Annotated in this window: 23 protein-coding genes; 5 read left to right on the plus strand and 18 right to left on the minus strand. The window is 48.3% G+C overall.

What is annotated here, in order from left to right; translation table 11 throughout:
• From RB298_RS19565 to RB298_RS19590, 6 genes are all read right to left on the minus strand, one after another.
• A complete protein-coding gene (locus tag RB298_RS19565; protein ID WP_096773636.1) occupies positions 1-729 on the minus strand; it encodes a metal ABC transporter ATP-binding protein in 729 nt (242 codons plus the stop codon).
• Position 730: 1 nt separating this feature from the next.
• On the minus strand, positions 731-1,702 hold the full coding sequence (locus RB298_RS19570; protein WP_096773635.1) for a metal ABC transporter solute-binding protein, Zn/Mn family: 972 nt from the start codon (positions 1,700-1,702) through the stop codon (positions 731-733).
• Between the two features lie 380 nt (positions 1,703-2,082).
• Positions 2,083-2,679, minus strand: coding sequence for an AAA family ATPase (locus RB298_RS19575; protein ID WP_036663100.1), 597 nt, complete (start codon positions 2,677-2,679; stop codon positions 2,083-2,085).
• Positions 2,680-2,742: 63 nt separating this feature from the next.
• Positions 2,743-3,168, minus strand: a complete 426-nt coding sequence (locus RB298_RS19580; RefSeq protein WP_192572649.1) for a GNAT family N-acetyltransferase — start codon at positions 3,166-3,168, stop codon at positions 2,743-2,745.
• 10 nt (positions 3,169-3,178) lie between these two features.
• A complete protein-coding gene (locus RB298_RS19585) occupies positions 3,179-3,571 on the minus strand; it encodes a VOC family protein (RefSeq protein WP_145036252.1) in 393 nt (130 codons plus the stop codon).
• Positions 3,572-3,651: 80 nt separating this feature from the next.
• Entirely contained in the window at positions 3,652-4,134 is a 483-nt protein-coding gene (locus tag RB298_RS19590) for a GNAT family N-acetyltransferase (RefSeq protein ID WP_096773633.1), read from the minus strand.
• Between the two features lie 215 nt (positions 4,135-4,349).
• On the opposite strand from RB298_RS19590, the gene RB298_RS19595 reads away from it, so the two are divergent.
• Together RB298_RS19595 and RB298_RS19600 are read left to right on the plus strand one after the other, a co-directional pair.
• Complete coding sequence (locus tag RB298_RS19595) at positions 4,350-5,474, plus strand: DUF4261 domain-containing protein (protein ID WP_486048135.1); 1,125 nt, start codon at positions 4,350-4,352, stop codon at positions 5,472-5,474.
• Between the two features lie 245 nt (positions 5,475-5,719).
• Complete coding sequence (locus RB298_RS19600) at positions 5,720-6,655, plus strand: tyrosine-type recombinase/integrase (RefSeq protein ID WP_096773632.1); 936 nt, start codon at positions 5,720-5,722, stop codon at positions 6,653-6,655.
• Between the two features lie 175 nt (positions 6,656-6,830).
• On the opposite strand, the gene yedF is transcribed toward RB298_RS19600, so the two are convergent.
• The 4 genes from yedF to RB298_RS19620 all read right to left on the minus strand — a co-directional run bounded on the left by yedF (position 6,831) and on the right by RB298_RS19620 (position 9,335).
• Entirely contained in the window at positions 6,831-7,058 is a 228-nt protein-coding gene (gene yedF / locus RB298_RS19605) for a sulfurtransferase-like selenium metabolism protein YedF (RefSeq protein ID WP_192571981.1), read from the minus strand.
• Positions 7,048-8,202 (minus strand): selenium metabolism membrane protein YedE/FdhT, encoded by a 1,155-nt coding sequence (yedE, locus tag RB298_RS19610; RefSeq protein WP_255250530.1) that lies wholly within the window; start codon positions 8,200-8,202, stop codon positions 7,048-7,050. The genes yedF and yedE overlap by 11 nt, the downstream gene beginning before the upstream one ends.
• Before the next feature lie 228 nt (positions 8,203-8,430).
• Complete coding sequence (locus tag RB298_RS19615) at positions 8,431-8,931, minus strand: DinB family protein (protein ID WP_486048136.1); 501 nt, start codon at positions 8,929-8,931, stop codon at positions 8,431-8,433.
• 146 nt (positions 8,932-9,077) lie between these two features.
• On the minus strand, positions 9,078-9,335 hold the full coding sequence (locus RB298_RS19620; RefSeq protein WP_486048138.1) for a hypothetical protein: 258 nt from the start codon (positions 9,333-9,335) through the stop codon (positions 9,078-9,080).
• A gap of 393 nt (positions 9,336-9,728) precedes the next feature.
• On the opposite strand from RB298_RS19620, the gene RB298_RS19625 reads away from it, so the two are divergent.
• Complete coding sequence (locus RB298_RS19625; protein WP_096773628.1) at positions 9,729-10,304, plus strand: sigma-70 family RNA polymerase sigma factor; 576 nt, start codon at positions 9,729-9,731, stop codon at positions 10,302-10,304.
• Positions 10,294-11,349, plus strand: coding sequence for a hypothetical protein (locus tag RB298_RS19630; RefSeq protein WP_486048140.1), 1,056 nt, complete (start codon positions 10,294-10,296; stop codon positions 11,347-11,349). Before RB298_RS19625 ends, RB298_RS19630 begins: the two co-directional genes overlap by 11 nt.
• 83 nt (positions 11,350-11,432) lie before the next feature.
• Here RB298_RS19630 and RB298_RS19635 read toward each other — a convergent pair whose 3' ends face one another.
• The 8 genes from RB298_RS19635 to RB298_RS19670 all read right to left on the minus strand — a co-directional run bounded on the left by RB298_RS19635 (position 11,433) and on the right by RB298_RS19670 (position 22,545).
• The gene (locus RB298_RS19635) at positions 11,433-12,428 is read right to left on the minus strand and encodes an alpha/beta hydrolase (protein WP_486048142.1); all 996 of its coding nucleotides are present in this window, start codon (positions 12,426-12,428) and stop codon (positions 11,433-11,435) included.
• A 252-nt stretch (positions 12,429-12,680) separates the two neighbouring features.
• Complete coding sequence (locus tag RB298_RS19640; protein ID WP_486048144.1) at positions 12,681-15,782, minus strand: Ig-like domain-containing protein; 3,102 nt, start codon at positions 15,780-15,782, stop codon at positions 12,681-12,683.
• A 161-nt stretch (positions 15,783-15,943) separates the two neighbouring features.
• Positions 15,944-17,026 (minus strand): peptidylprolyl isomerase, encoded by a 1,083-nt coding sequence (locus RB298_RS19645; RefSeq protein ID WP_486048168.1) that lies wholly within the window; start codon positions 17,024-17,026, stop codon positions 15,944-15,946.
• 302 nt (positions 17,027-17,328) lie between these two features.
• Positions 17,329-18,681, minus strand: a complete 1,353-nt coding sequence (locus RB298_RS19650; protein WP_213578524.1) for an amino acid permease — start codon at positions 18,679-18,681, stop codon at positions 17,329-17,331.
• A gap of 107 nt (positions 18,682-18,788) precedes the next feature.
• Positions 18,789-19,502 carry a lipase family protein gene (locus tag RB298_RS19655; RefSeq protein ID WP_486048146.1) on the minus strand — a complete coding sequence of 238 codons (714 nt, stop codon included), beginning with the start codon at positions 19,500-19,502 and terminating at the stop codon, positions 18,789-18,791.
• 125 nt (positions 19,503-19,627) lie between these two features.
• Positions 19,628-20,008 (minus strand): c-type cytochrome, encoded by a 381-nt coding sequence (locus RB298_RS19660; RefSeq protein ID WP_015735147.1) that lies wholly within the window; start codon positions 20,006-20,008, stop codon positions 19,628-19,630.
• A 32-nt stretch (positions 20,009-20,040) separates the two neighbouring features.
• On the minus strand, positions 20,041-21,753 hold the full coding sequence (locus tag RB298_RS19665; protein WP_486048148.1) for a GMC family oxidoreductase: 1,713 nt from the start codon (positions 21,751-21,753) through the stop codon (positions 20,041-20,043).
• 30 nt (positions 21,754-21,783) lie between these two features.
• Positions 21,784-22,545, minus strand: coding sequence for a gluconate 2-dehydrogenase subunit 3 family protein (locus RB298_RS19670; protein ID WP_009590268.1), 762 nt, complete (start codon positions 22,543-22,545; stop codon positions 21,784-21,786).
• 123 nt (positions 22,546-22,668) lie between these two features.
• Here RB298_RS19670 and RB298_RS19675 point away from each other — a divergent pair, with 123 nt between their 5' ends.
• Entirely contained in the window at positions 22,669-23,349 is a 681-nt protein-coding gene (locus tag RB298_RS19675; protein ID WP_486048150.1) for a hypothetical protein, read from the plus strand.
• The last annotated feature ends 5 nt before the right edge of the window (positions 23,350-23,354 follow it).

Raw genomic sequence — 23,354 nt, forward strand, 5'->3', positions numbered from 1 at the left:
TTACGCCTCCTTCATCCAGCGAAGCGAACCGCCGTATGCGCGGTAAACTTGATCCTTCGTGAAGACGTCTTCCGTCTTCCCGTGCGCAATGACCGTACGGTTCAACAGCAGCACATGGTCGAAATAATCTTCAACCGTCTGCAGATCATGATGGACCACCATCACGGTTTTGCCCGCCTTTTTCAGATCCTTCAGGGTTGTCATAATCGCCCGCTCGGTTGCGGCATCGACTCCAGCTAACGGCTCATCCATGAAATAGAGATCGGCATCCTGAACGAGCGCCCTTGCGAGAAATACGCGCTGCTGCTGTCCGCCGGAGAGCTGACTGATCTGCCGGTCGGCAAAGTCTGCCATGCCCATCTGATCAAGCGATGCCATCGCCTTATCCTTATGGCTCTTGTTTGGCCGTTTCAGCCACCCTACCCGTCCGTACAAACCCATCATGACGACATCCAATGCATCGGTCGGGAAATCCCAGTCCACGGACCCCCGCTGCGGCACATAGCCGACGCGGGTTTTCGTTTGGCTTAAGCTGGACCCGAAGAAGGAAACATTCCCCGACAGCTTCGGATGAAGCTCCAGCATGACCTTCAGCAAGGTGGATTTGCCGGCACCGTTCGGCCCGACAATGCTGGTTAGCGAGCCCTGCTCCACGCTGAAGGACACGTTGTGAAGCACTTTATTTTTTCGATACGATGCATGGAGATCTTGAACTTCAAGTACAGACATCTTATTCACCACTTCCTGTTAACGCATGATAGATTGTTTCGACATTATGACGGTACATTCCGATATAAGTGCCTTCCGTCGTTCCCGTCTCGCCCATGGCATCGGAGAAGAGCTCGCCTCCAAGCTTAATATTTAGTCCTTTCTTGGCAGCTCCTTCAATGACGGCATTGATCGATGCCGGGTTGACGCTGGACTCGACGAATACGGCAGGCACCTTGTGTTCCAGCAGTAGGTCGATCGTGCCGTTAATATCCGAGAGGCCGATTTCATCCTCAGTGCTCAGGCCTTGAAGGCCGACGACTTCCAGACCATGCATACGGCCGAAATACCCAAAGGCATCATGAGCGGTAACCATGACCCGCTGCTCTTCCGGTATTTGCCCCAGCTTATCTTTTGCCTCCGCTTTCAGCTCATCCAATTGCGCAAAATACTTCTGCTTGTTCTCTTCAAAATAGTCGGCATCGGCGGGAGACAGCGACTTCAGCTCTTCCACTGCAGAGTCCAAGGAGGTCTTCCATAGATCGATATCAAACCATACGTGGGGATCGGTCGCCTGCGTGTCATCCTGAAGCAACCGATCCTTCGGGATGGCGTCCGCTATCGCCAGCACGGGTTTGTTTTTTCCGATCTGTTCGAAGATTTCCGTCATATTGCCTTCCAGATGAAGTCCGCTATAGAAAATAACATCCCCGCTATCCAACTTCTTGATATCGCCTTGTGTGGCATTATATAAATGCGGATCGACGCCAGGTCCCATCAAGCTCAGCACCTCCACCCGATCTCCTCCGATGACGGAGATGGGTTCCGCAATCTGTCCAATAGTGGTTACCACGCGTATTTTCTTGTCGGCCTGCTCGGTTGCCGCTCCGCTCTGCTTCGCTTCTCCCGATGCGCATGCGGATAATACCAGCAACAAACCCAGAATGGCTGCCCCCATAAATATCCTGCCTCTACTAGTCCTCTTGTTCTTCATCTTCTTCTCCTCCACTCCAAATAAATAATGAGTCGACCATTCTAATGTAAATGAAAACCTCGTCCTGCCGTCGTACAATTGTTTTGCATTAATGCAACTTTAATTCCTATGTACAAAAAATAATCCATCTTTAGGTTTTTGTCAATGTTATTTTATAAATTCGTACACGCGGTATCTCATTTCATTTCTTCAAAAGCTTGATTTAATCCATAATATCCGAGCAATCAGGATCTATTTTTCGCATAGGCAAAATATTTAGCTGTATTTAAATATTTTAATAGGTCAGGATTTCATTCATGTTCAATGCACAAAAAAAGACGACTTCTCGTCAAGAGAAATCGTCTTTTTTTCATATGGTTTGATCAATCACAACCCTTGGGTTATCCAAAAAACCGAATGTGCGCAAACTTGGTTTTTAAACGGTCGAATTTCTTCCTGCTATTGCTGCGGTTATCGGGCAATAGCTTCACATCGGCCAAAGCACCGATGGTTTCTACCACCTCGTCGATTGACAGATGATCGGTATCGATATGACGCTGGAACACTTCATTCGAGAATCCGCTCATGCACCGATCGATTTGCTGCGCTGCCCACGAATTCGCACCTTCCCCTCGGCTCCGCAATCGTCTTAGCAGGACTTCCTTGGAAGCACACAAGGTGAAATGCCGGACAACAACGCCATCCCGTCTCAGGTTCCCAACGATTTCATCGAAATATGACGCGTTTGATATGGTCATCGGAGCAATGATCAATTGATCGGATTCCTGGTCCATATACTTGAACATGGAGTAGTTAAACTCCCTCCACATCGGATAATGCTGAAAATCATCGCGTGTGGCATCCTTCGGAAGATTATCGCGAATGAAATAACCTGCATTCTCCGGATCGTACACGCACGAGTTCGGTATTCTTCGCTGCAGCTCATGCGCAGCCTGGGTTTTGCCCGAGCCGAATGCACCGTTCACCCAAATAATCATAGATGAAAGTACCCCTTCCTTAACAGGGTTTTGCTTGTATCACATGTCGTCTCTTATGTAAAATTATGCTTTTCTCAGAAAGTCCGGCAATCGAGTCAACGTTTTTCCGTGATCGCGGACAAATCCATATTGTTCGTATAGACCATGGGCATCCCGCGTCGACAAGATGCCGAATAAATTTCGGTAGTCATCGCTGGTGGTAATCGTTTCGATTAATTTCTTTCCTATGCCATGCCCACGATAAGACTCATCCACAAACACATCGCATAACCAATACACGGTTGCGTCGTCGGTCACGACCCTGGCAAATCCGATCTGCCGGTTGTCGATATAGGCGCCAAAACATGTTGAGCCCTCTAGCGATTTCTTAATTTTTTCATCGGAGCGTTTGTTAGCCCAATAGCTTTGACGCAAAAAATGTACAATGGCATCCATATCCAGGAGGGAAGGGTCGCTGCTTATCAAAATCCGCTTCAGATCGATGTCCATCATCACACCGTCAGTTCCTTTTACCGGAGCCAAATGCAATCACGTAATTGTCCGGATCCTTGATCGCAAAATCCTTCCACACGCCCCAGTCTGCTTCCATGAGCACAGGCTCTTGTACCACTTCTGCCCCGCGAGAGGTTAGTTCTTCATACAACTCGTCTAATTCGCGGTGCGTATCCACATAGGCGTATGTATCCCAAGGTGTCTGTTGATCCTGGCCTGGCGGATTCGGGTTAACGTCCGTCATCGTTGCCGCCTGAATCAGTTTGAAACCTAGCGCAAAATCATCCCTGACCGCCCAAACATCGTTCACTTCACAACCGAGCACCTCTTCATAAAACTGCTTGGATCGGGAAAGATCGGATACCAATCGAACTTGAACTGAGAATTGAATCCTGCTCATAAGATCATCTCCGGCTACTTTTCCTTCCATAATACAATCGTCCGACTCGCTTAACAAGAACTTTTCGTAAGTGCTGAATGCTAAGAATAAAATTCGATGGCAGGGTTGCCTGCATACGTGGTTTCCGAATATTCGCCCGCCTTATATTCCGAGATGATCGTTGTCCAGAAGTTTTGCGCCGGCAGATTTTTTTCCAACCAAGCGATGCTCCACTTCCCCCTGAACCATTCGAATACTTGGAATGCCGCCTGTTTGCCGATACCCTGCTTGCGGTATTTCTTAAGAATAAAAAATTCTGCCATGGAGTAACCGGGATCTGAAAGATCTGATGCTTCTAATTCCCTCACCAACACAAATCCGGCAAGCTTCCCGGATACTTTGACAAAGTAAGGGTGGCGTCCCTCTTCGGTCCAGTAATGGTCTACATACTTATAATCGTAAAGACCGTACTCGTTAACGTCATTATCGCTGTCATCCTCATACGGACTCATATCGTATTGATATAACTCCATGAGGCTGCGCAATACGCTCTTCTGTTCATATGAAATCCTTGCAAGTTTCACATTCTCACCTCTCATGCCATCTCAGCATTTTTATAATTTTAACGAAACACCCTATTCCACATTCTATGTAACCATCCTGCCAGTTATATGTGAAGACGGCAATGGTCATACCATCTTCTGGTCATAGACTAGCAATTTCCCTCTATTGCTGAGCCATTCAATAGCTTGTAAAATATAACAGTTAATATATCACACATAGTTAAGGAGAGAAACCCATGACGACAGTCCAACAGCAAGCGGCCAAGCGAGCCATGATCGAATGGCTGGCAAATGAACGAGAGCTTGGACATAAGCCCAGAAAAATCGAATTAGCCGGAGAATTCAATCTCCATGGCATGCATTACTACATATTTAAATATAAGAAATCCATGCTTGGTAAATGGCTGGTTGGCGTGTGCGGCGGTTATGAACATGCCTCGGACACCGAGCATTGCGGTCATGTATTCAGTGAGATGCGGCCTTATCATCCTGCCACCGCGGAGGAGGAAGCGATATCCATGGTCAATATGATCCGGGAGTATTGGATGCAACAGGCGGCGCAGTATGAATCGGCGGAGAATCCAGAGGATGACGCGGCAGACAACCAAACGTCATCCGGCATATTCAACGGCTTCGTTCTGTTGAACTCGCCAGAATGCGATTTGGAGCAGATCCAAGCCAATCTTCTGCGCGATTGGAGCATCTCCTGCTCCCCGGAAGACGGCAGCGCCGAAGAGGAGAAGGAAGGCATGCTGGTCTTTGAGGCGGAGGGCTGCATGATTGCAGTCAGCTTCATCAATGCCCCGGTGCCGGATGGCGAGGCCGAGCATTACGCTCAAGGGAACTACCTGTGGCCCGAGGCCGCCGAGGTCACCCAAACCCATGTTGCCCAGCTTATTCTGGCCGTGCTGAAGCGCTCCGCGTCTCCGCTGGATAGCGGAAAAGTGTACGCCAAACTGGCGGCCAGCTGCCTGAAGCTGCCGAATGCCGTCGGGCTCTACTCGTCCGGCACCGTATTTCAGCCTGAGTTCTATATCGATATGGCCGAAACGATGAAGACCGAAGATCTGTTTCCCCTGTTAAATCTCTTATATTTTGGTTTAGTTGGCACCGAAACCGGAATCAACGGATATACCTATGGGCTCAGAGCCTTCGGCAAGGATGAGATCGAGGTGCTGGACAGCCAGGCGACCCCTGCCGAGCTCCGTGAATTCCTGGTGGACATTGCTTTATACATCGTGGAGCAGGACGTCACGCTAAGGGACGGGGAAACCATCGGCTTCTCCGCGGAACAGAAGCTTCCGATTACCCGCTCCGAGGGCGTGTATCTTCCTGATGACACTCTTAAAATCGAGTACTGAGATTATCGAATCAACTCTCCGACAAAGCACGCCTAGCCATCGATATGGACTTGGCGTGCTTTTTATATTTTCCCACGACTACGACTTTGTTGACGGCTTCCACTCCATTGACGGAATTTGCAACTGGCATACGCTGGACGGCCGCTATCATTTTGCCAAATTGCTCGATTTTGCTATAATAAAAATTGCATTAAATCTATATTTAATGCAATTTCTGTTCTAAACGATTGGACGGGTGTGAAGCGATGAACTATACCGAAGTTTTTGAGCACTATGAGCGGGAAATGAAGCTGTTTCTCTCCTATATGAAGGATCGCGAATACGCCAAGGATACACAACAGGCCTATCTTCATGATATCAAGCACTTTCTGAACAGCCTTGAAGGGAAACCCATTACGGATATCACAGACATTGATGTGATGTATTATCTGACGCAGGTGCGGGAAAGCGGTGCCGGCGCACGATATCGAAATCGCTGCCAGTCCGCCATCCGTCTCTTCTATAAAGTCATGATCCGTTTCAAATTGGCGAGCACCAATCCTGCCATGGATATCGAAAAAGCCAAGGTGGAGAAAAACCGTCAGCCTACCTATCTTCAAAAGCCGATTCTGGATGCTTGCCTGAGCGGGATTGAAGGAAGATATAAAATTCGAGACGTGACCATCATTGCGCTTATGGCTTATGCGGGTCTTCGGGTTAGCGAGATCGTGAAGCTGAATGTATCGGACTTTGATCTGGAGAACTCCAGCATCGGAGTGCTGGGTAAAGGAAATAAATGGAGATACATCCCCCTCCCCGCCGAATTGAACAAGCTGCTGCAAATGTACCTGGAAGAACGGATGGCACCCAGAAGCTCAAAGGATAACGCCTTCTTCGTATCGCAGTTTCGGCGCAGAATCAGTAAACGCATGGTGCAGACGATAGCCGAGAAGACGTTTGAGGCGATGACCGAGCAGTTTCCGCAGTTATCCGGGCAATCTCTATCCGCTCATAAGTTAAGACACTCCTTTGCCACCGAGCTGCTGCGCAACGGAGCTGATCTGCGTGCTGTGCAGGAGCTCCTCGGACACGAGGATATATCCACCACGCAGATTTATACCCATGTGCTGGATGAGACTAAAGAGCGCGCCATGAACAAAATCCGACCGGCGATCCCCCTTCTCTTCACACCCAAGCCGTGACAAAGGACACGGTTTGCAAGCACTCAACCTGTAACATAGTCACCGCTCATGTTCCTTCTGCAAGTGAAAACGGCAGCAACCATGCTGCCAAAGGAAGTTCGGATTCCCAAGTCCCGTATGCACGCGAAAAAGCCCCCATTCACTAGGGGGCTTTCCTGCAAATATGATGATCCTGTTACGCCTGAATGAACAGGCTGAACTCCTGGCCATTTTTGACCGGTTCCTGTGCCATGGTGTAGCCGTGCTTGACGACTTCCTCCGGCACGTTCCGAAACGCGGACGGACAGTCTGAAATGACCTGAAGCATTTGTCCTTTTTTCATATCACGCAGCGTTTCGAGTGTATAGATGACCGGGTAAGGACAAGATTCCCCCCGGAGATCCAGAGTAAAATCAACGGACATGGGTTGCATCCCCTTTCTTGAATCCTACGCCGAAGCGGTAGTTTTTTTGCCAGTACGCGGCGACAGCGAATCCGACCCCGAGTACGATGAGCGTAACCGTTAAAGCAGCCGCCGGACCCATGGCGGTGATCAGGTTGACAGGCGAGCCGCTCTTCACAAGCAGATCGTATACCCCCATGTGATCCCAAGCGTATGCTAATGCGGTAGCTCCTACAATGTTACCGATAAACACAGGCAAGAAGACAACCTGTCCTTCCATCAAACGGTACATCATGCCGGTTTCGCAGCCGCCGGCCATGACGATGCCCAGACCGAACAGCAGTCCGCCAATCAAGGTGCTGGGAGCGGCAATTTTCGTAATCGGCTCTAATCCGTACACAAGAATAATGACCAGCGTGGCGACGGAACTGACTGCCATGCCCAAAGTGATCGCTTTGGTCATCGTGGCCCGGCCGCTGATCCACAGATCACGAAAAGCGGAAGTGAAACAGATCTGCCCTCGTTCAATCAAGATGCCGAACGCTGCGCCGAATAGGGCGGCGGTCCCCAGCATGGTGCGGCCCGTTGCATAGAAGCAGACAATCAGCGCGAGGTAAGTCAGACCGAGTACCGCCCCAAAGAGCGGTTGCCGGTTTTTACCCTGTTTAACGCTCGGCAGGCTGCCGCCTTTTTTCAGCACGGGCTTGCCTTTCCACCACCTTGTGTTGACCAGCTTGGCACCCAGGAAAGTGCCTGCCCCCGTAGCCACGATGAAGATCCAGGCATGAAGCGAGAACTGAGGCACACCGGTAAAAAAGGCAGCGAGGTTGCAGCCCAGGGCCAGTCGGGCTCCGAAACCCGCGATGATGCCTCCGGCAAACCCCTGTACATACCGCCGCTTCTGTCTCGGCATGCGGATCTTGAAATTGCCGCTTAGCAGAATCGTAATCAGGGCTCCGATGAACATGCCCCAGACGATCCATCCGTCGGTCCGCGTCCAGGTCGTGCCGTTCATATGGACAAGGTCGAAGTACGCCCAGCCGGAAACATCCACCCCCACGAATTCCAGAAGATGCCCGCCCAGACGGGTGAACTCACCGGTTACGGCCCAAACCGTATGGGTGATACCGAAATAGACGGCGCTGAGAATACCGGCCATAGCCATAACCAGATAGGGGCTCCAGTAGTTCCCGAACCATGTTGAATATAATTTTTTCACCTTGCTCAATAACTCCTCTACCAGAAAATTCACGATCCTGATCGATCATAAAACCCACAAATTTCATTTTACTATAAAATCCTCGCTGCGGGAGGGAAAGATTCAACAAAAAAAGCCGCGAAATTCGCGGCTTCATTTGCTTGCAAATGGCGAGTTTAACAAGCTCGTACAGGTTCACAGCGGCGGGTGTTCCACTCCCATTTGAATCCACCCTTCCTTTGAAGGACCATATACCGCCGGGATCTTCAATCCCGCTTGTCGCATCAGAACGGTAACCTGTCCCCGATGGTGGACAATATGCTTGATCAATCCCATGAAGATGGTAGCATTGGATTCCTGACGACCGAAAGCATTCTGAACCTGCGTTAACGTCTCATCCGTCCATTGTTCTTCAACTGCTTTTGCTGCGTCGGAACTTAGAAGCCTAAACGTCTCCGCGATTTCCTTCGCCGCGGGTACTTCTGCTGAATTTGGTATCTGCTCGATGACAAGGCCAAATTCAGACAAATATTCAGGAATATTCGTTACGAAGTGCCATGCAATCCTTCCGAGCGTCCTCCCTTCAGGATATACTTGCTGCTGTAAGGATTCATCCGTCAAACTGTTTAAAATCCTTTGCGTTAGAGCGGCTTCGTCCTTCCATTCCGTGATGAAATCGGCAACGGTTCTATACATGATAACCCCATCCCTCCTTGAGAAACTCGTTCTCTGCTTGGTAAAATCGGTTACACGTTCCTTCCCCCCGAGAGAGGAAATCGGATGACGTGCTCAGATCAATCATAATCGCTAATAGTGACAAGTATTGTCATCAATAGATGAATTTATTTCGCGATCTTTGGAAGCGAGACATTGGCTTCGACGACCACTTTCCAATTGCGATTGCAAGAAGCCGTTATGAACCCACGTCCTGAAATATACTCCTCTACTAACTCTGCGGTATCGATGAGAATCTCGCGAATCACTTTCTTGCCCCGGAACATGAAGTAGTCTCCACCTCCGCTTGCCCGGTAGCTGTTCATGACCACATCCAGCTCCTTCTCGTCCGGGAGGTCTACTCCGTTGTATTTCAGATTGATCACCCTGGATCCCAAGAGGCTCCGCAATGTTTAGCGTGTATTCAACGCCTTCCCACATTGATTTTGCTTGGCATGGATCTTCAAACCCCCTCCATGATTAAAAAAACCTCGTATCCGTGAAGGATACGAGGTTTTTAAGTTATTCCTTGTTGACCAGCAGATAGAGTATCTTCTACTTTTCCACGTATTCCATAGTAAATTCATATCCAGCGCTTCTATAATAGAGACTGCCGAGTCATCATTTTATCAACCAATGTTAATTCCTCCAGCTTACATCGCCTTTGAAACTTAAAGTAACGCAGCGATCGTTTATGAAAAAATAATCAAAAACCCGAACCTTTTTTCGATAGAGAGACAATATAGGGTGTAAGCTGCTTACCCAGGAGGGCCCTCTGAATGCAAAGTGAATATATGTTCCAATTACTCAAACAAATGAAAGACGGTGATCAACAGGCATTTCATGCGATGTATGATGCCACCTATCAGGACGTCTACCGGACCGTTTCCTTTCTGGTGGATCATCCGCAGGACCGGGAAGATGTCATGAATGAGATTTATATGCAAATGTGGACGTCGCTGGCCAATTACGATACGAACCGACCTTTCCATTTCTGGCTGCATGGCCTCGTCATCCGTCAAGTGCAAAGATTTCGAGTCAAGCGCTGGCGGAGATTCCGAATTTTCGAGCGCATTCGTGCCTTCGCCCGGGAAGAGTCGCATTGGGATCAACCTTCGGTGTTAATGGACGGGACGAACCAAATGATATCGCAGGCCATCCACAAACTGACGGATAAACAGCGAACGGTCATTATCCTCCGCTTTTTTCACGACTATACGCTGGAGGAGATTGCGACCCTACTCGATATTCCGCTGGGTACCGTCAAGTCCAGATGTCATGCGGGCATCCAGGCACTTCGAAAAAACATATGGAATCTCCCCCCGGAAAGGATGGAAAAGATCAATGACTATTGAACGCAAAATCCGAGAGCATCTGCGCAAAGAAGCAGAAACGTTGGATTGCCCTCAAGCCATTACCAACCGAATCGAGCAATCCTATACACAATATTTGCAAAGACAAAGGAGCGGAAAAACCATGAAAAAACGTTTTATAGCTGGAATAGTAGCAACGGCGATTTTGATTCCAACCGCAGCATTTGCTGCACCTACCCTGATTGAAATGCTGACCAGAACGCCGATGACCGCTGAACAAGTCAAGACGGATGAGATTGGCAAAGCTACCCTTGAGAAGTTGTACCGCGCATTTCCCGAAACCAAAAAGTTTGAGATCATCGATGCAAGCACCGTTCAAGGTGTCCAAACCAGCATCATCCTTCAGGAAAAAGGAGGAACCGGCAAAAAGATAGCCCTTCATACCAACAGTGTGACGGGTGAGATCGAACACGTGATTCAAGAGAATTGGGAGCCTAAGGAGAAGCCGCTGACGGCTTTAACCGAACAGGAAATCAAGTCGAAGGCCGATCATCTGATCCATGCATTATACGGCAGCATCGAAGCGTATGAGTTTGCTATGGAGCCAATGGAGAACCCGGATCAGAAAACGTTGATGCTGAATTACACCCAAAAGGGATCAACAGCCCCCTTCTACCAGGTACTGGTTCAGGACCATTCCATCAGTCTTTCGCTGATTGGAGGTGAAACGTCGTCCTCAGACGATAAAGTAGAAGGTTTCTTCACTACGGATGGCAAGCCTGATTATTTTGCAGATGCCTTTTTGAATGACGACAAACTTTTTTCCTTACTCAACATGGGCCCGATTGAACTAAAGCAAGAAATAGCTAAAGGTAAATCCGTAGTGGAGGTTGCAGCATCCAAAAATGTCTCGAAGCAGCAGGTTGTGGATGTCATTGCACAATCACAGGTTGACTTGCAAATCCAAAGTGAAGCGAATGGCGAACTTCCTGCCAACAACCTTTCAAATGATCAAATGTTAAAAGCTATTGAACCGAAAGTATTGCAAGTTATCGAATACAAAACGGTAACGCCTTCAAAGAGATAACTCATTGATCCAACAAAAAGCCGGATTCCTTCATAGAAGGAAAGCCCGGCTTTTTCATTGAATCCATTCTATGCACATTTTCGTTAAAGGGCTTGCCCCTCCTTTACTTCTTCGATAAATTCGCTAAAGGTTTCTGCAATGTCTTTGTACTCGGTATGATGCAAATAATGCTCTCCTTCAAGGGGTATTACTTTTCCGTAGTCAGAATCCTTTACCTGCTCTTCATGCAATGGAATCCAGGTTGGAAAGTCTGGATTATCCGCTTGTACAAAGAGAAGAAGCGGAAGATCTTTAGGGAAGGTTAAATCCTGAGCCCCTTTAAAATTAGAAGGAATATGCTCCATCTCGTTAAAAATCGTGGCGGTTAACGCGTTTTTATTCGTAATCAATCTCATTTGTTCTTTGGTATGGTCATCAAATGCTAGAGCAGCATAAGGATCGGGACCGAGCTTCATCATCAATCGCATAAGACCTGATTTTTTAAGAAACGCGAACTTTTTCATTGGGAATTTAACGTCCATGCCTGGTTGTGTCGGAACACTGCTATCAATGCCGACAAATGCGTTTACCTCGTTTGGATATTTGCTCACATAATCAATTCCGTAAATGCCTGCAATGGAATGGCCCATGAGTGTATAACGGTTAATATTAAGCTGCTGTAGAGCTTCATGGACTTCACTTACGATGTTCTCCGTGGTTCGTTCTTTATCGGTTCCATCACTTAAGCCATAACCAAAAGGTTCAACGGCAACAACTCTATAAAATGGAGATAATTCATCGATCAGCAGCTTAAAATCAAGAGCGGGTGCTGCTGTTCCGGCACCTGGAAGGAGTACAATCGTTTCTTCGTCTTCTCCTTGAATATATACATTCATGTTTTTGCCATCGACAGATACCTGTTGGCCATAGGGCTCGATTCGCTTCGCTTCGGAATGGCTGCTGATCACATTGCTGATATACACAATGCCCAGAAAAAGAAAGATGGCAATACCGATTGCTCCAATGATTTTTAGCAATATACTTCGTGCTTTCTCGGATTTCTTCCCCTTCCTCGTATTCACTTTCTCAGTTTGTGTCACGCTCATCTTCTCCTGTCCTGATCGGTTGGTTAGGCTTCCTCCATGTGCCGCTAATGAAATCTTAACCAATGAAGATGTACTCCCCGTAACGACAATATGAACGGAGTATGAACTGGCAAAAAAAACTACGGTCTCACATGCAAGGAAGTTTGCGCATGAGCCGTAGCTATGAGAATAATGGAGTTTTAGGCTATGAATCTAATGAGTCCGCCAGCAATATAATGGCATGGATGACGGCGAATAAATAATCTGCTATGGATTATGGAGCGTTGCTGCATCACGTATTAAATATTCCGCAATCTCGGTGGAGATATGTTTCCCTTTTTGTGCATGGACTTCTGAAATGAAACTGCTTAGGTTTTGTTTTTGCAATTTTTTCAGCAGACTGTTAGCAAACCCTTTGTTGTTGATTGTTCCCTCGTCTGCAAAACGTTGAACCAGTTCCTCAAGAGAGGCATAACTTGTTTTCACTTGAAAGTCTACGGATTGTGTAGATGTATTCCCTGCTATGTCCACAGCCTTTATCGTAAATGTATGTGTACCCAACTCAAATTTGTATAAAGGAATACCCATTAGATCCGTTATGACCTTCCCATCCAACATGACTTCGGTTTTTGCCTGGTCGACACCAGACAGCGTATCTGCCATTTCAAATTCGGGTTGAAACACACCCGTGTTGAATTCGGAGGATGCGACTTGGCTTATCATAATCTCCGGAGCTGTCCAATCCACCGTAATATGGCTGGAGGCTTGAAAATCACCGTCGTCCGTCGTAGCCGTGATGACAGCCCTTCCTTCACCTTCTGCTGTCACGATGCCATGATCGTCTACCGTTGCCACCTGGTCTTGATTCGTGCTCCATGTCACATTCTTATTGGTTGCATGATCAGGCAAAACCGTTGCTCGGAGCCCTACGCTTCGGCCGGAAGAGGAATTAAACACGAGCTCCGGTTTGTCAAGCGTAATTCCGGTAACGGGGACGTTATCAGAGGTATGCTCAACGATGAGTTCATTTAATGCAATGTTTCCCCATATCCGATTCCCGTCATTCACCTTTAATCGAAGTTTATTGGCGTTTACCGTTGGAAAAGAAACGCCCTGGCGCTCTTTGGTGCTGTCATTAAACTCCCATTCGATCGATGCGTCAGATAAAGCCGTTACCCAGCGGCTACCGTCGAAATACTCCACGTCAAAATTAGTGATGCCTTGCCCGATTCCAAAAAACGTAACTAACGTAACCTTGTTGACCGGTACGCTATGATTGCCGTAGTCAAGGGTAATATAACCCGGGAAGGCAATATCACCGGTACTTCCCCATGCAGAGTTCAAATTGTTGTCGATGATGCTGGTAATGGTGCCTGCCCCCGTAGCAAAGGTTGTGGTGACCATATCTTTGGACAGTTCGGGATTGTTATACAATTCAAGCTCGTTCAGTGCGATTCGCCCCGATTGGTTAGCACCGTCATGGACCTTCAATCTGATTTTAGAGAATCGAGTAAGTGGAAATTCCACGGATTTGATCTCGTTTGCCCCCGTGTTCAGATCCCAAGTCAGATTAATATTTGTGCGCAGGGGTATCCATCCCGAACCATTGCTGTATTCAAGATCAAAGTTCGTGATTCCCCATTCTTGCCCGTATCTAGTATTTAACTTCAATTGGTTGGCGATCAGCGTTTGCTCGCCGAAATCGAGCGTGATATCGTTCGGAAATGAAGGCGTAATGCCGGTTTCCCATGCCGTGTCGTATTCATTATCGATGATATGTTCGATCGGACCTGAAGAGGACGATTCAAATGTCGTACTAGCAGCTGCCTGCGTAGCCAGATTGTCAACAGGTGTGCTGGCTGGCCGTTTCGGAACGATGACGATCGGATCAGGCATGTTCCCGGCTGGTGGCACACTGCCCTCGTATTCGTGGGCACCGATATCGGGAGCGCCATTATATATCGGGTTGCCGAAATAATCCCGCCCTCCGTTATCGCTTACACGAATGCCTGCTCCAATGAGTGGCGAATTCGCTTGCAATTGGTACCCATGTACTGTATCCATGCCATTCCCGCCGCTACCGGGATCAACGAATCTCGGATCGTCCGTTATCTTATGGGCATCGGCCTGTACGAGTGTGTTCCCTCCGTAATATGCGTTGTAGTCAAACGTCTGTCCCGTCAAATCCCATCCCTTATCGCCGACGCTGTAGTACACATTATTATAGTTATGAATGTTGCGCGGAGCACCCGAAGCCTTGGTGAAGTAATCGCTCATGACCGGGTTGCCGGATGATTTTCCTACGTATATCGTATTATTGTAGTTATAGACGTTATCAATGGAACCGCTGTATCGGAATATGCTTTTTCTGTCGTTTTGGCTAATGTTGTATCTAACGATGGTATTGATTGTGTAGTACGTGTCGTTTACGAACAGCATAAAGCCGCCAGCGTTATCATGACTGTAATTGTACTGAACCAACGAATTGATGTTTCCTGCATCCACGTCGAAGCCATGCCCGTCTTCCGCGCCGTTCACGCTGGCAAACGATTCGTTGAATTGAACGAGATTGTTGTCCGCATACGCCCACCAAATGGAAGCGTTGGTTGCCAAATACGTAGCTTGTTGAACGGTGTTGCGCTCGACTACCGCTCCATCGGTGACATTCCACGCGATGCCGCCTGTTGCTGCTCTGATGACCGTATTATTGGATATTTTCACTTGGGTAGACGGCGTCCAGGGCCCGTATGGTTTAGGCACCCAAGGCCATAAATCGCCCATTCCGTAGCGCAAGATACAATTGGAGCCAATGTATATACCATAGGCATCCACGTCCGTCAGTATATTACCGTCAATGAGAACATCGTTAAAAGCGCTGGGTGTCATCGACCCAACCGAATCGAAAATAATCCCCCCGGAGCGTGTGGTATACGATCCATCGACATCATGGATGTTCATGTTTTTGATATAGATGTGATTCAATAAACCAGCTTCCTCATTCAAGATATAAACACCGCGCCTTTGGCCCCGCGGATTCTCCCAATCTCGATCAAAAGGCAGCGGCGAGCTGTTTGTTACCTCCAGGTTGTTGATTTCCCAGTACTCCTGGTTTTTCAAAAATACGGCTTCCAGTTCGGACGTAATTCCTGCGATTAATGGTTTGCTTCCGGAACCGTACATATCGATAATGATCGGATTTCCGCTTGAACCTGAACCTTTAGGCCACAGTCTGCCGTTCCAACTCTCCCCGGCTTTGAACAAGATTTTGTCGCCTGGGGCAAAGGTAGTCGCGTTCACTTTATCCAACGATCTCCATGCAGAGGCTTGACTTGTGCCGTTATTCCCATCATCTCCCCCTGTGCTGTCCACATAATATGTGGTTCCCGCAGCTAAAGCGGTCGACGGTGAAACGGTAACCCAATTGCAAACGAAAGAAAAAATCGAAACCATACAGATAAGCTTTTTGAAAAACGATTGGCTCAATCCTCTTCATTCCTTTCATTGTTATATATGTAATGCCAAATCGGCGATTACATCAGGAAATTTCTGTACAACTCCTCATTCAATACAACCTTCGCATCGGTTAACCGTTCACGTACGTACTCCTCAAATTGGGTATCGATATAGTCCTTTAACACTTGTTCTCTTATACCGTCAAATGCCAGATACTTGGAACCTAACTGATCTTTCTCCATGCACTGCATGAGATAGAAGCGACCGTTCTCTTCAATAATTTCGCTTACCTCCCCTGGAAGAAGGTCAGCCGAAGCTTGCGCTACCGGACTTCTGACATTGTGCCTGTAACTATCCAAGTTATAGACCTCCTCCGTAACACGGTCATCTTGTTTAATGCCCTTTACGGCTTGCTCAAAAGAAATCCCGGATGAGATTTTCTCCCTGGCCTTCTCAATCTTCCGTTTCACCTGCGTTTTGAGAAGTGTATCGACATTCCGATTGGCATCCAGAAAAGATAACGATAATTGGCGTACCTTCACCGTTGCGGGTGCATGGTACAACCTTCTCTTATTCGCCTCGTAAAACGTGATCAGCTGTTGTTCACTCGGCTTCCAGTCATGTTCCATCAGATGGTTCTTGACCGATAAGGCCGTATTCGCCATCATGTATTCATAATAGGCGTCCTCCGTATATTGAGCAGGACCGAAAATTACCTGATGATTCTTGATGGCTTGTTGCCTTCTTTGGTTTTCAAGATTGAAGTTTTGCATAAAACCGGCGTAACTGATATCGGGGAGCACTCCCTGCTCTTTGGCAAGGATCTGTCGAATTTTCTGATCGATGCTATCTTCGAGCGCCTTCTTTTTGATCAACTCAAGCGGAATCTCGTTACCTCCGTATGGCGTAGTCCAAAATGCGGCCGACGGTGCAGCATCATATTTTTCATGGAAATACTTGATGATACCTGCTCGATTGGCATCGATGGCTCTTTGAAATTCGCTTACATGAATCTCTACTCCGTCAACTGTCGCGATATAAGCGTCTTCATGATGTGTTTGTGTAAATGCAGGCTTTGCGATTAAAAGGATCGTCACCACGATCAAGATGAAGAGTCCGGCTATGGACAGCCATTTCAGACTGCAAAATTTATGTACCATCAAACCCATCAGCACCCTCGTCATTAGATTTTTAATGAAGACGATTCTATCAAGGCATCTCCAAATTATGTATAATTCATTATAATTTCCATAAGTAAGCGCTATCAATTTCTCCTTTTTTACATTCCTTTCACTTTCTTTACTTGTTCCACGCATAAAAAAGCGGCAGAGGATTCTTTCCTCTGCCGCCTTCTCTTTCTAATTTAGGTTTTCTTGTTTGCAGCCATGCGGCTCGCAACCGGATCATGACACCATGTCCGGCTTGTTCGATTGCCGTGAAGTTGGAGCCCGTCATCCTTCAATTATCCGACTCTGCTCTCTTTTTTGAATTTCATGATGGACCAGACAACCAATAGCAGCAGAACGGCCAGACATACGCTGATGCTGACCCGGTTCTGACCGTCAATAAGAAACAGGACCGCAATCACTGACAAGCAGAGGGCAGTTACCCCGGTTATGTAGGGGAACCCCCATACCTTAAAGCTGGGCTGCTTCGGATAAGCTTTGCGCAGTTTCAGCTGCGAGAAACAAATGCAGATCCATACCAGCACAACGACAAAGCCAGGGACCGCCATCAAAACCCGAAACAGCTGGTCCTGCGCGATCAGTCCAAGCAAGGAACCCGCTAATAGTATGATTGCACAGAGTTTCAACGTATTAAGCGGTATGCCTTTGTTCGTGGTTTTGGCCAGGCTCTTTGGCGCCTCTCCGGCGGCTGCCATGGAATAAATCATGCGCGTCGCGCCATAGATGCCGGAATTGGCTGCCGACAGCACGGCCGTCACGAGAATAAAATTCATGATGTGGGCCGTTCCCTGAAGCCCGGTAGCCGACAGCACTTGAACAAAAGGACTCGCCTCTCCGCCGAGCTGGTTCCACGGAATCAATCCGCATATAATCAGAATCGGCAGCGTGAAGAACAAAATCACCCGTAAAATAAAATTGCGCACGACTTTCGGCAGGATTTTGTCCGCATCCTCGGTTTCTGTCAATGTGAGGCCGATCAGCTCGGAGCCGCCGTACGAAAAGGTAACGACCAGCAAGGCGGAAAAGATGGCAAACCATCCGTTTGGCAGGAACCCGCCGTGCGCTGTGAAATTGTGAAGGAACGGAGCATCGGAGCTCGGAATCACTCCAAACATCAGTAAGCTCCCGAGTACGATAAAGATCATAATCATGGCGATTTTGATGCCCGCAAGCCAGAATTCCACTTCGCCAAAGCTCCCCACGCTCATCATATTGATGAGAATAATGAGCGCTGCGCTTGCCAGGCTCAGCATCCACAGCGGTACGTCGGGAAACCAGTACTGCAGAAAGCTGCCTGCCGCAATCACTTCGATCACGCAAACCGACAGCCACATAAAACAATACATCCAGCCCATGACAAAGGATACCCGCTCTCCGAACGCTTGCCGAACAAAGTCCTTCATGTTTCGCCCCGGATATACCGTAGCCATCTCCGTCATGGCACCCATGACGACCAACAGCAGCAGTCCCGCAAAGATATAAGAGAAAATCACGCCAGGCCCGGCGAGACCGATCGTCTCGGCGCTTCCCTTAAATATGCCGGTGCCGATGACGCCGCCCATAGCCATAAAGCTGATATGCCTTGGCCTCAATTTCTTCTGTAGTGAATCTCCATCTTGTATTGCCATATGCATATCCTCCTGATGACGATCGTATAAACCCAATGATTAGTATAACCTTTTCGGTAAAGGAAGCAAAAAGAAATTATTAGTTTACATAATATATATTACGGCAACTATTCATTCTCTGAATCCAATTCATGAATTTTGGAGACTAGGTCTTCCGAATTGGTACGGAACGTTTGGTTCGAATCGGTCCAGGCCGATTTCAGAAAATAGGACGCATGAAACCGCCATCCTTGATGATCCGGATTAAAATCCAATTGCATCTCACGCCCCGGCCTTCCCCGGTACACTCTCGAACCGGGTTTGCGCCAGCTGCCGATTTGGGTGATCCTGTCCGGATTCTGGCCCGTGATATATGTAAACCGATTATTGTAGGGGATGTCCTTCAAATAGAATTTGGGACACCCCACGGCAAACACCTGAACTTTCTGCAATCCAAACTTCTCTTTCATATATAATCCTGTCCGGTAGGCAACTACGCCTCCAGCACTGTGCCCGATCAGGATCAGGCGGTCGGAGCCTGCGGCATGGTCGCGGAGGATCTCCGCAGCGTTGATTACTCTAAGGGAGCGCTCACGCGCCAGATCATAGCCGACTTGAGTAAGCTGCCGGGCCAACAGACGGAATAAAGCGGCCCCCTCCCTGCCGTTGGCCATCCCGTAAGGAAAGATCATCACAATTTTGGCATTTGGGTATCTTCGGGCTATCTCGCTGGCTGCGTCTTCAAAGTTATTCCGATAGGTCAGAACACCGGCAAAAAAACATACGACCGTACTGCAATCCAGGGAACAGGTACTATGGGGGGATACAAATGCTTCTGTCATGTTTCTAAAAGCCCCTCCTAGATCGTTTCAAAATTCCTTGTACAATATAATAAACCCTCATGATTACCATGCATCCGTATCTGCATTGTATCATGAGGGTCCTGCTTTCTTTCAATCGGTTCGTCTTATTTTTTGGCAGCCAACCATTGGGACAGTACATTAATTTCGTCTTCCGTCAGCTTGCCTTGGAACGCCGGCATTCCATTGCGCCCATTCGTGATTATGCCCGCAATTTGGCTGGCATCGTATTTGGATCCTACGTTTTGCAGGCTGGGAAAGCTTCCGCCTCCGCCTAAGTCGGTAGCATGGCAAGCCATGCAGTTGGCATTGTACAGCGTCATGGCTTCATCGTTGGTTGCATTCCCGCCGGTTGCTCCTTCCGGAGCTTGTCCCCCGTTTTCTGCAGGAGCCGGAGCAGGCTCGGATGTATTATTGCCGCCGCATGCTACCGCTGCAAAAGCAAAAGTTGTCAATAGCAGTACAAACAGTAACCCTTTTTTGAACATTTCTGAAACTGCCTCCTTTTGTATAATGCAAGCTATACTAACAGCCCGCCTTTTTTGCTGTATTCCAGAATTCCCTCCGCTGTGCGATAAGCAAGAGCCCCGACCGTCCCGGTCGGATTATAGCCGCTATTATGCGGGAACGCGGATGCGCCTACCACAAACAAATTTTCCATATCCCACACTTGCATGTAGTTGTTGACGGCCGAATTGCCAGGGTTCTCTCCCATAATCACCCCGCCGGTGTTATGAGTCGATTGGTATGTCGTAATTTCGTAAGGTCCCAGTTCTTTCAATTTCATAATGTTCTGGCCTCCCATCTCCTGCACGATCTCCGCGCAGCGATCGGAAAGATACCTGGCCAACTGGCGGTCCTGCTCTTCGAAATCAAACGTGATTCGAATCAACGGGTCTCCGAATGCGTCCTTATAGGTTGGATCCAAATCCAGATAGTGATGCCGGAAAGGCATTGATGAGCCCTGAGAGCCTACGGACAGCACGCTGTTTGCATACTTCAAGGAATTCGCCTTGAACTCTTTTCCCCAACGCGGTGATTCCTCAGGAACCGGATTGTTTTGAATGGGTCTTTGTCCGGTTATGGTGTGGGCAATATTCCCCCCATGAATGAACTTCAAGTCCGAGTGATCAAAATTGTCGCCGTTAAAATCGTCCAGACCCATACCTAGGCTTCCCGCACCGGCAAACAAATTGAATTTATCCTCAAAAAATCCGGCGGCATTCCCCTTGATCACCTGATAGGCATAGTTTTTGCCAATCACGCCCGACCCGCTGGACGAGTCGTATGGTTTGCCGATTTTAGAGAGGAGCATCAAACGGGTATTGTTAAATACGTATCCCGTGGATACTACGATATCCGCCGGTTGTTCGATTTCCTCTCCGGTCGTGAGGTCCGTATACATGACGCCCGTTGCCTTACCGCCCTTATGCAGAATTCTTCGAACATAAGAATGGGTTCGGATTTCGAACTTTCCGGTTTTTTTCGCAACAGGAATCACGGTAACGACAGGATCCGCTTTCGCTCCGTATTCGCAGCCAAACCGCTCGCAGTATCCGCAATACTGGCATGCGGCTCGTGATATGCCATCCGGATTCGTGTAGCTTTCTGACAGATTGGCAGAAGGAACCGTATACGGATTGAGTTTCAGGTTTTTCGCAGCATCCGCAAACATCTTCATGGATGGCGTGTGGAGCATGGGCGGTGTAGGGTACGGATTCGAACGTTTCCCCGCCAAGGGATTTTCCTCGCCGGAAATGCCGGTCGTCTTCTCGAACTTATCAAAATACGGCTCGAGCTGATCGTAGGTGATGCCCCAGTCCTGGATCGTCATTTCCGCCGGTATTTTATCTTTCCCATAACGTTCTTCCGTCATGCTCCGGATTTTAAAATCGTAGGGCAGGAAGCGGAACGTTTGCCCGTTCCAGTGCACGCCGGCTCCTCCCAGTCCCTCCCCTAACAGAAACGATCCGTACTGCCTCATCGGAAGTGCACGTATTTTTTCGGTGCTGCGAAAGGTAATCGTTTCTTTGGAAAGGTCCTGCATCAAATCGTACCGAAGCGCGTAACGGAGCTCATCGTGAGCCATGTAGTAGTCTTCCGTTACCCTTTCTTTACCTCTTTCCAAACCGACGACGGATAAACCCTTCTTGGTCAATTCCGAGGCGATAATCCCGCCAGCCCAGCCGACGCCGATAATGACAACATCCGTTTTCGGTAATTTTTTGGCCATTTGTGTACTCCTTTCGCTATGGATGAGCTGTTATAGGTGGTCCTTTAAACTCTTCGGCGGGATGACGGTGAAATTCTTCTCAATAATATTCGTGTAAGCCATTTGGTTACCCGGATATTGGCGCATCGTCCAGCCTTGCATATTTTTATTGCCGCCGTATAGGGGGTCGCTGTAAACCCCTTCCAATGTGCTGCTGCGAAGCAGGTTGAAGAACCCGCTGGCCGAGATCGTTGTCAATTTGACCTCGTCGTTCTGAAAGGCAGTTAACACGGCATCCTGTTCCTCCGGCGCCAGGCTCGGGAAGTCTTTTTGATACTTTTTCTGACTGTAGTTCTGAATCTCGCGGAGACCGATATAGAATATCTCTCGCCGTCTTAATCGGCCTTGATAGCCTTGCGTTTTCTCTCCAACATAGAAAGGGGGCTGCATATAATCTCTTGCATTGAAGCCCCAATCACCGGCCAGCTGGTGGTCGATGAAAAATGCAGCGCCTAACTCTTTGGCTCCAGGACCATTGTCATCCGCAGGAAAAATGCGCTCTACGGCTGCCTCCGTGATCCTGTATTGTTCCTGGTTAAAGAACATTAACGCTTGGTTGTAGTTGTTTTCATTCTGGGCAGGCGCCGGTGCTGCAGGCGGAGTTTTCTGCTTTGGCAGAAGATATCCGAGTACACCGCCCAGCACGACACCTCCCACGGCATAACCGGAGTTTCTTAGGAACTTCCGCCGTGACATCGTCTGCGAGCCGTCAGGCTTCGCTGGTTTGGTTTGTTGTTGGTCTTGTTCGCTCAAACTTTCAGCACCCCTACTCTTCATCATTTTGAATAATGGGTATTGTCCCCATCAAAATTTCATTCATACATTATTCTCCATCCGGGCATGATAAAATTACTACCGATATGGAGGCGAATGCTCATGAGACCATTTTGGAGCAGGTGGAAAGGTCCCCTCCTGGGATCCGTACTGCTTCTTTCATTAACAGCCTGCTTGAATCAAACAGACAATCAACAAAACGCGCAGTCCACCCAGCCAGGTAATGCCGACACCGTTCACCTGCACAGTGCCGATGTGATTCCGAGCTATCATGGGCCGAAAACCGAAACAACCAACGTCCAAGGCAAAACCACAAGCGGTATGGGCATGTCCGTCTACAGCATGATCGGTTCATCCAGCCTGCATGAAGGCGGCGTCTCTTCCCACGTACAGTCAAGACTCGCAGGTCAAGGCATTGACGGAGTGAAGGCTTTTGTCCTGAATGACACGATTGTCCTGGCACGCGCAGAATCAAAGGTTTCTTCCAACCACTATGACAGCATGCAGAAGAAGGTGTTAAGTCAGACGGAAGGAATGTCGGGCAAAGGTGAGCCGAACGAAGATGTAATGGGAGTCAAGGCCGTGGACAACGATAATATGTCGCAAGCCAAAGAGCAAGTGAAGAAGATGTTTAATGAAGAAGTGCAAATTCTAACGGTGACCAATCCGCAAGCCCCTGCGCTGATAGACCGCATTGCCACGAAGCTGCATGATTCGCCGCGCGACGAGTCGATAGCCAGGGATATTTCGGAGCTGCTTCGGATGGCTTCGGATAAAAAATAGCTAAA

The organism is Priestia sp. BR_2 (assembly GCF_041954005.1).
Lineage (GTDB): Bacteria > Bacillota > Bacilli > Paenibacillales > Paenibacillaceae > Paenibacillus_AQ > Paenibacillus_AQ lautus_A.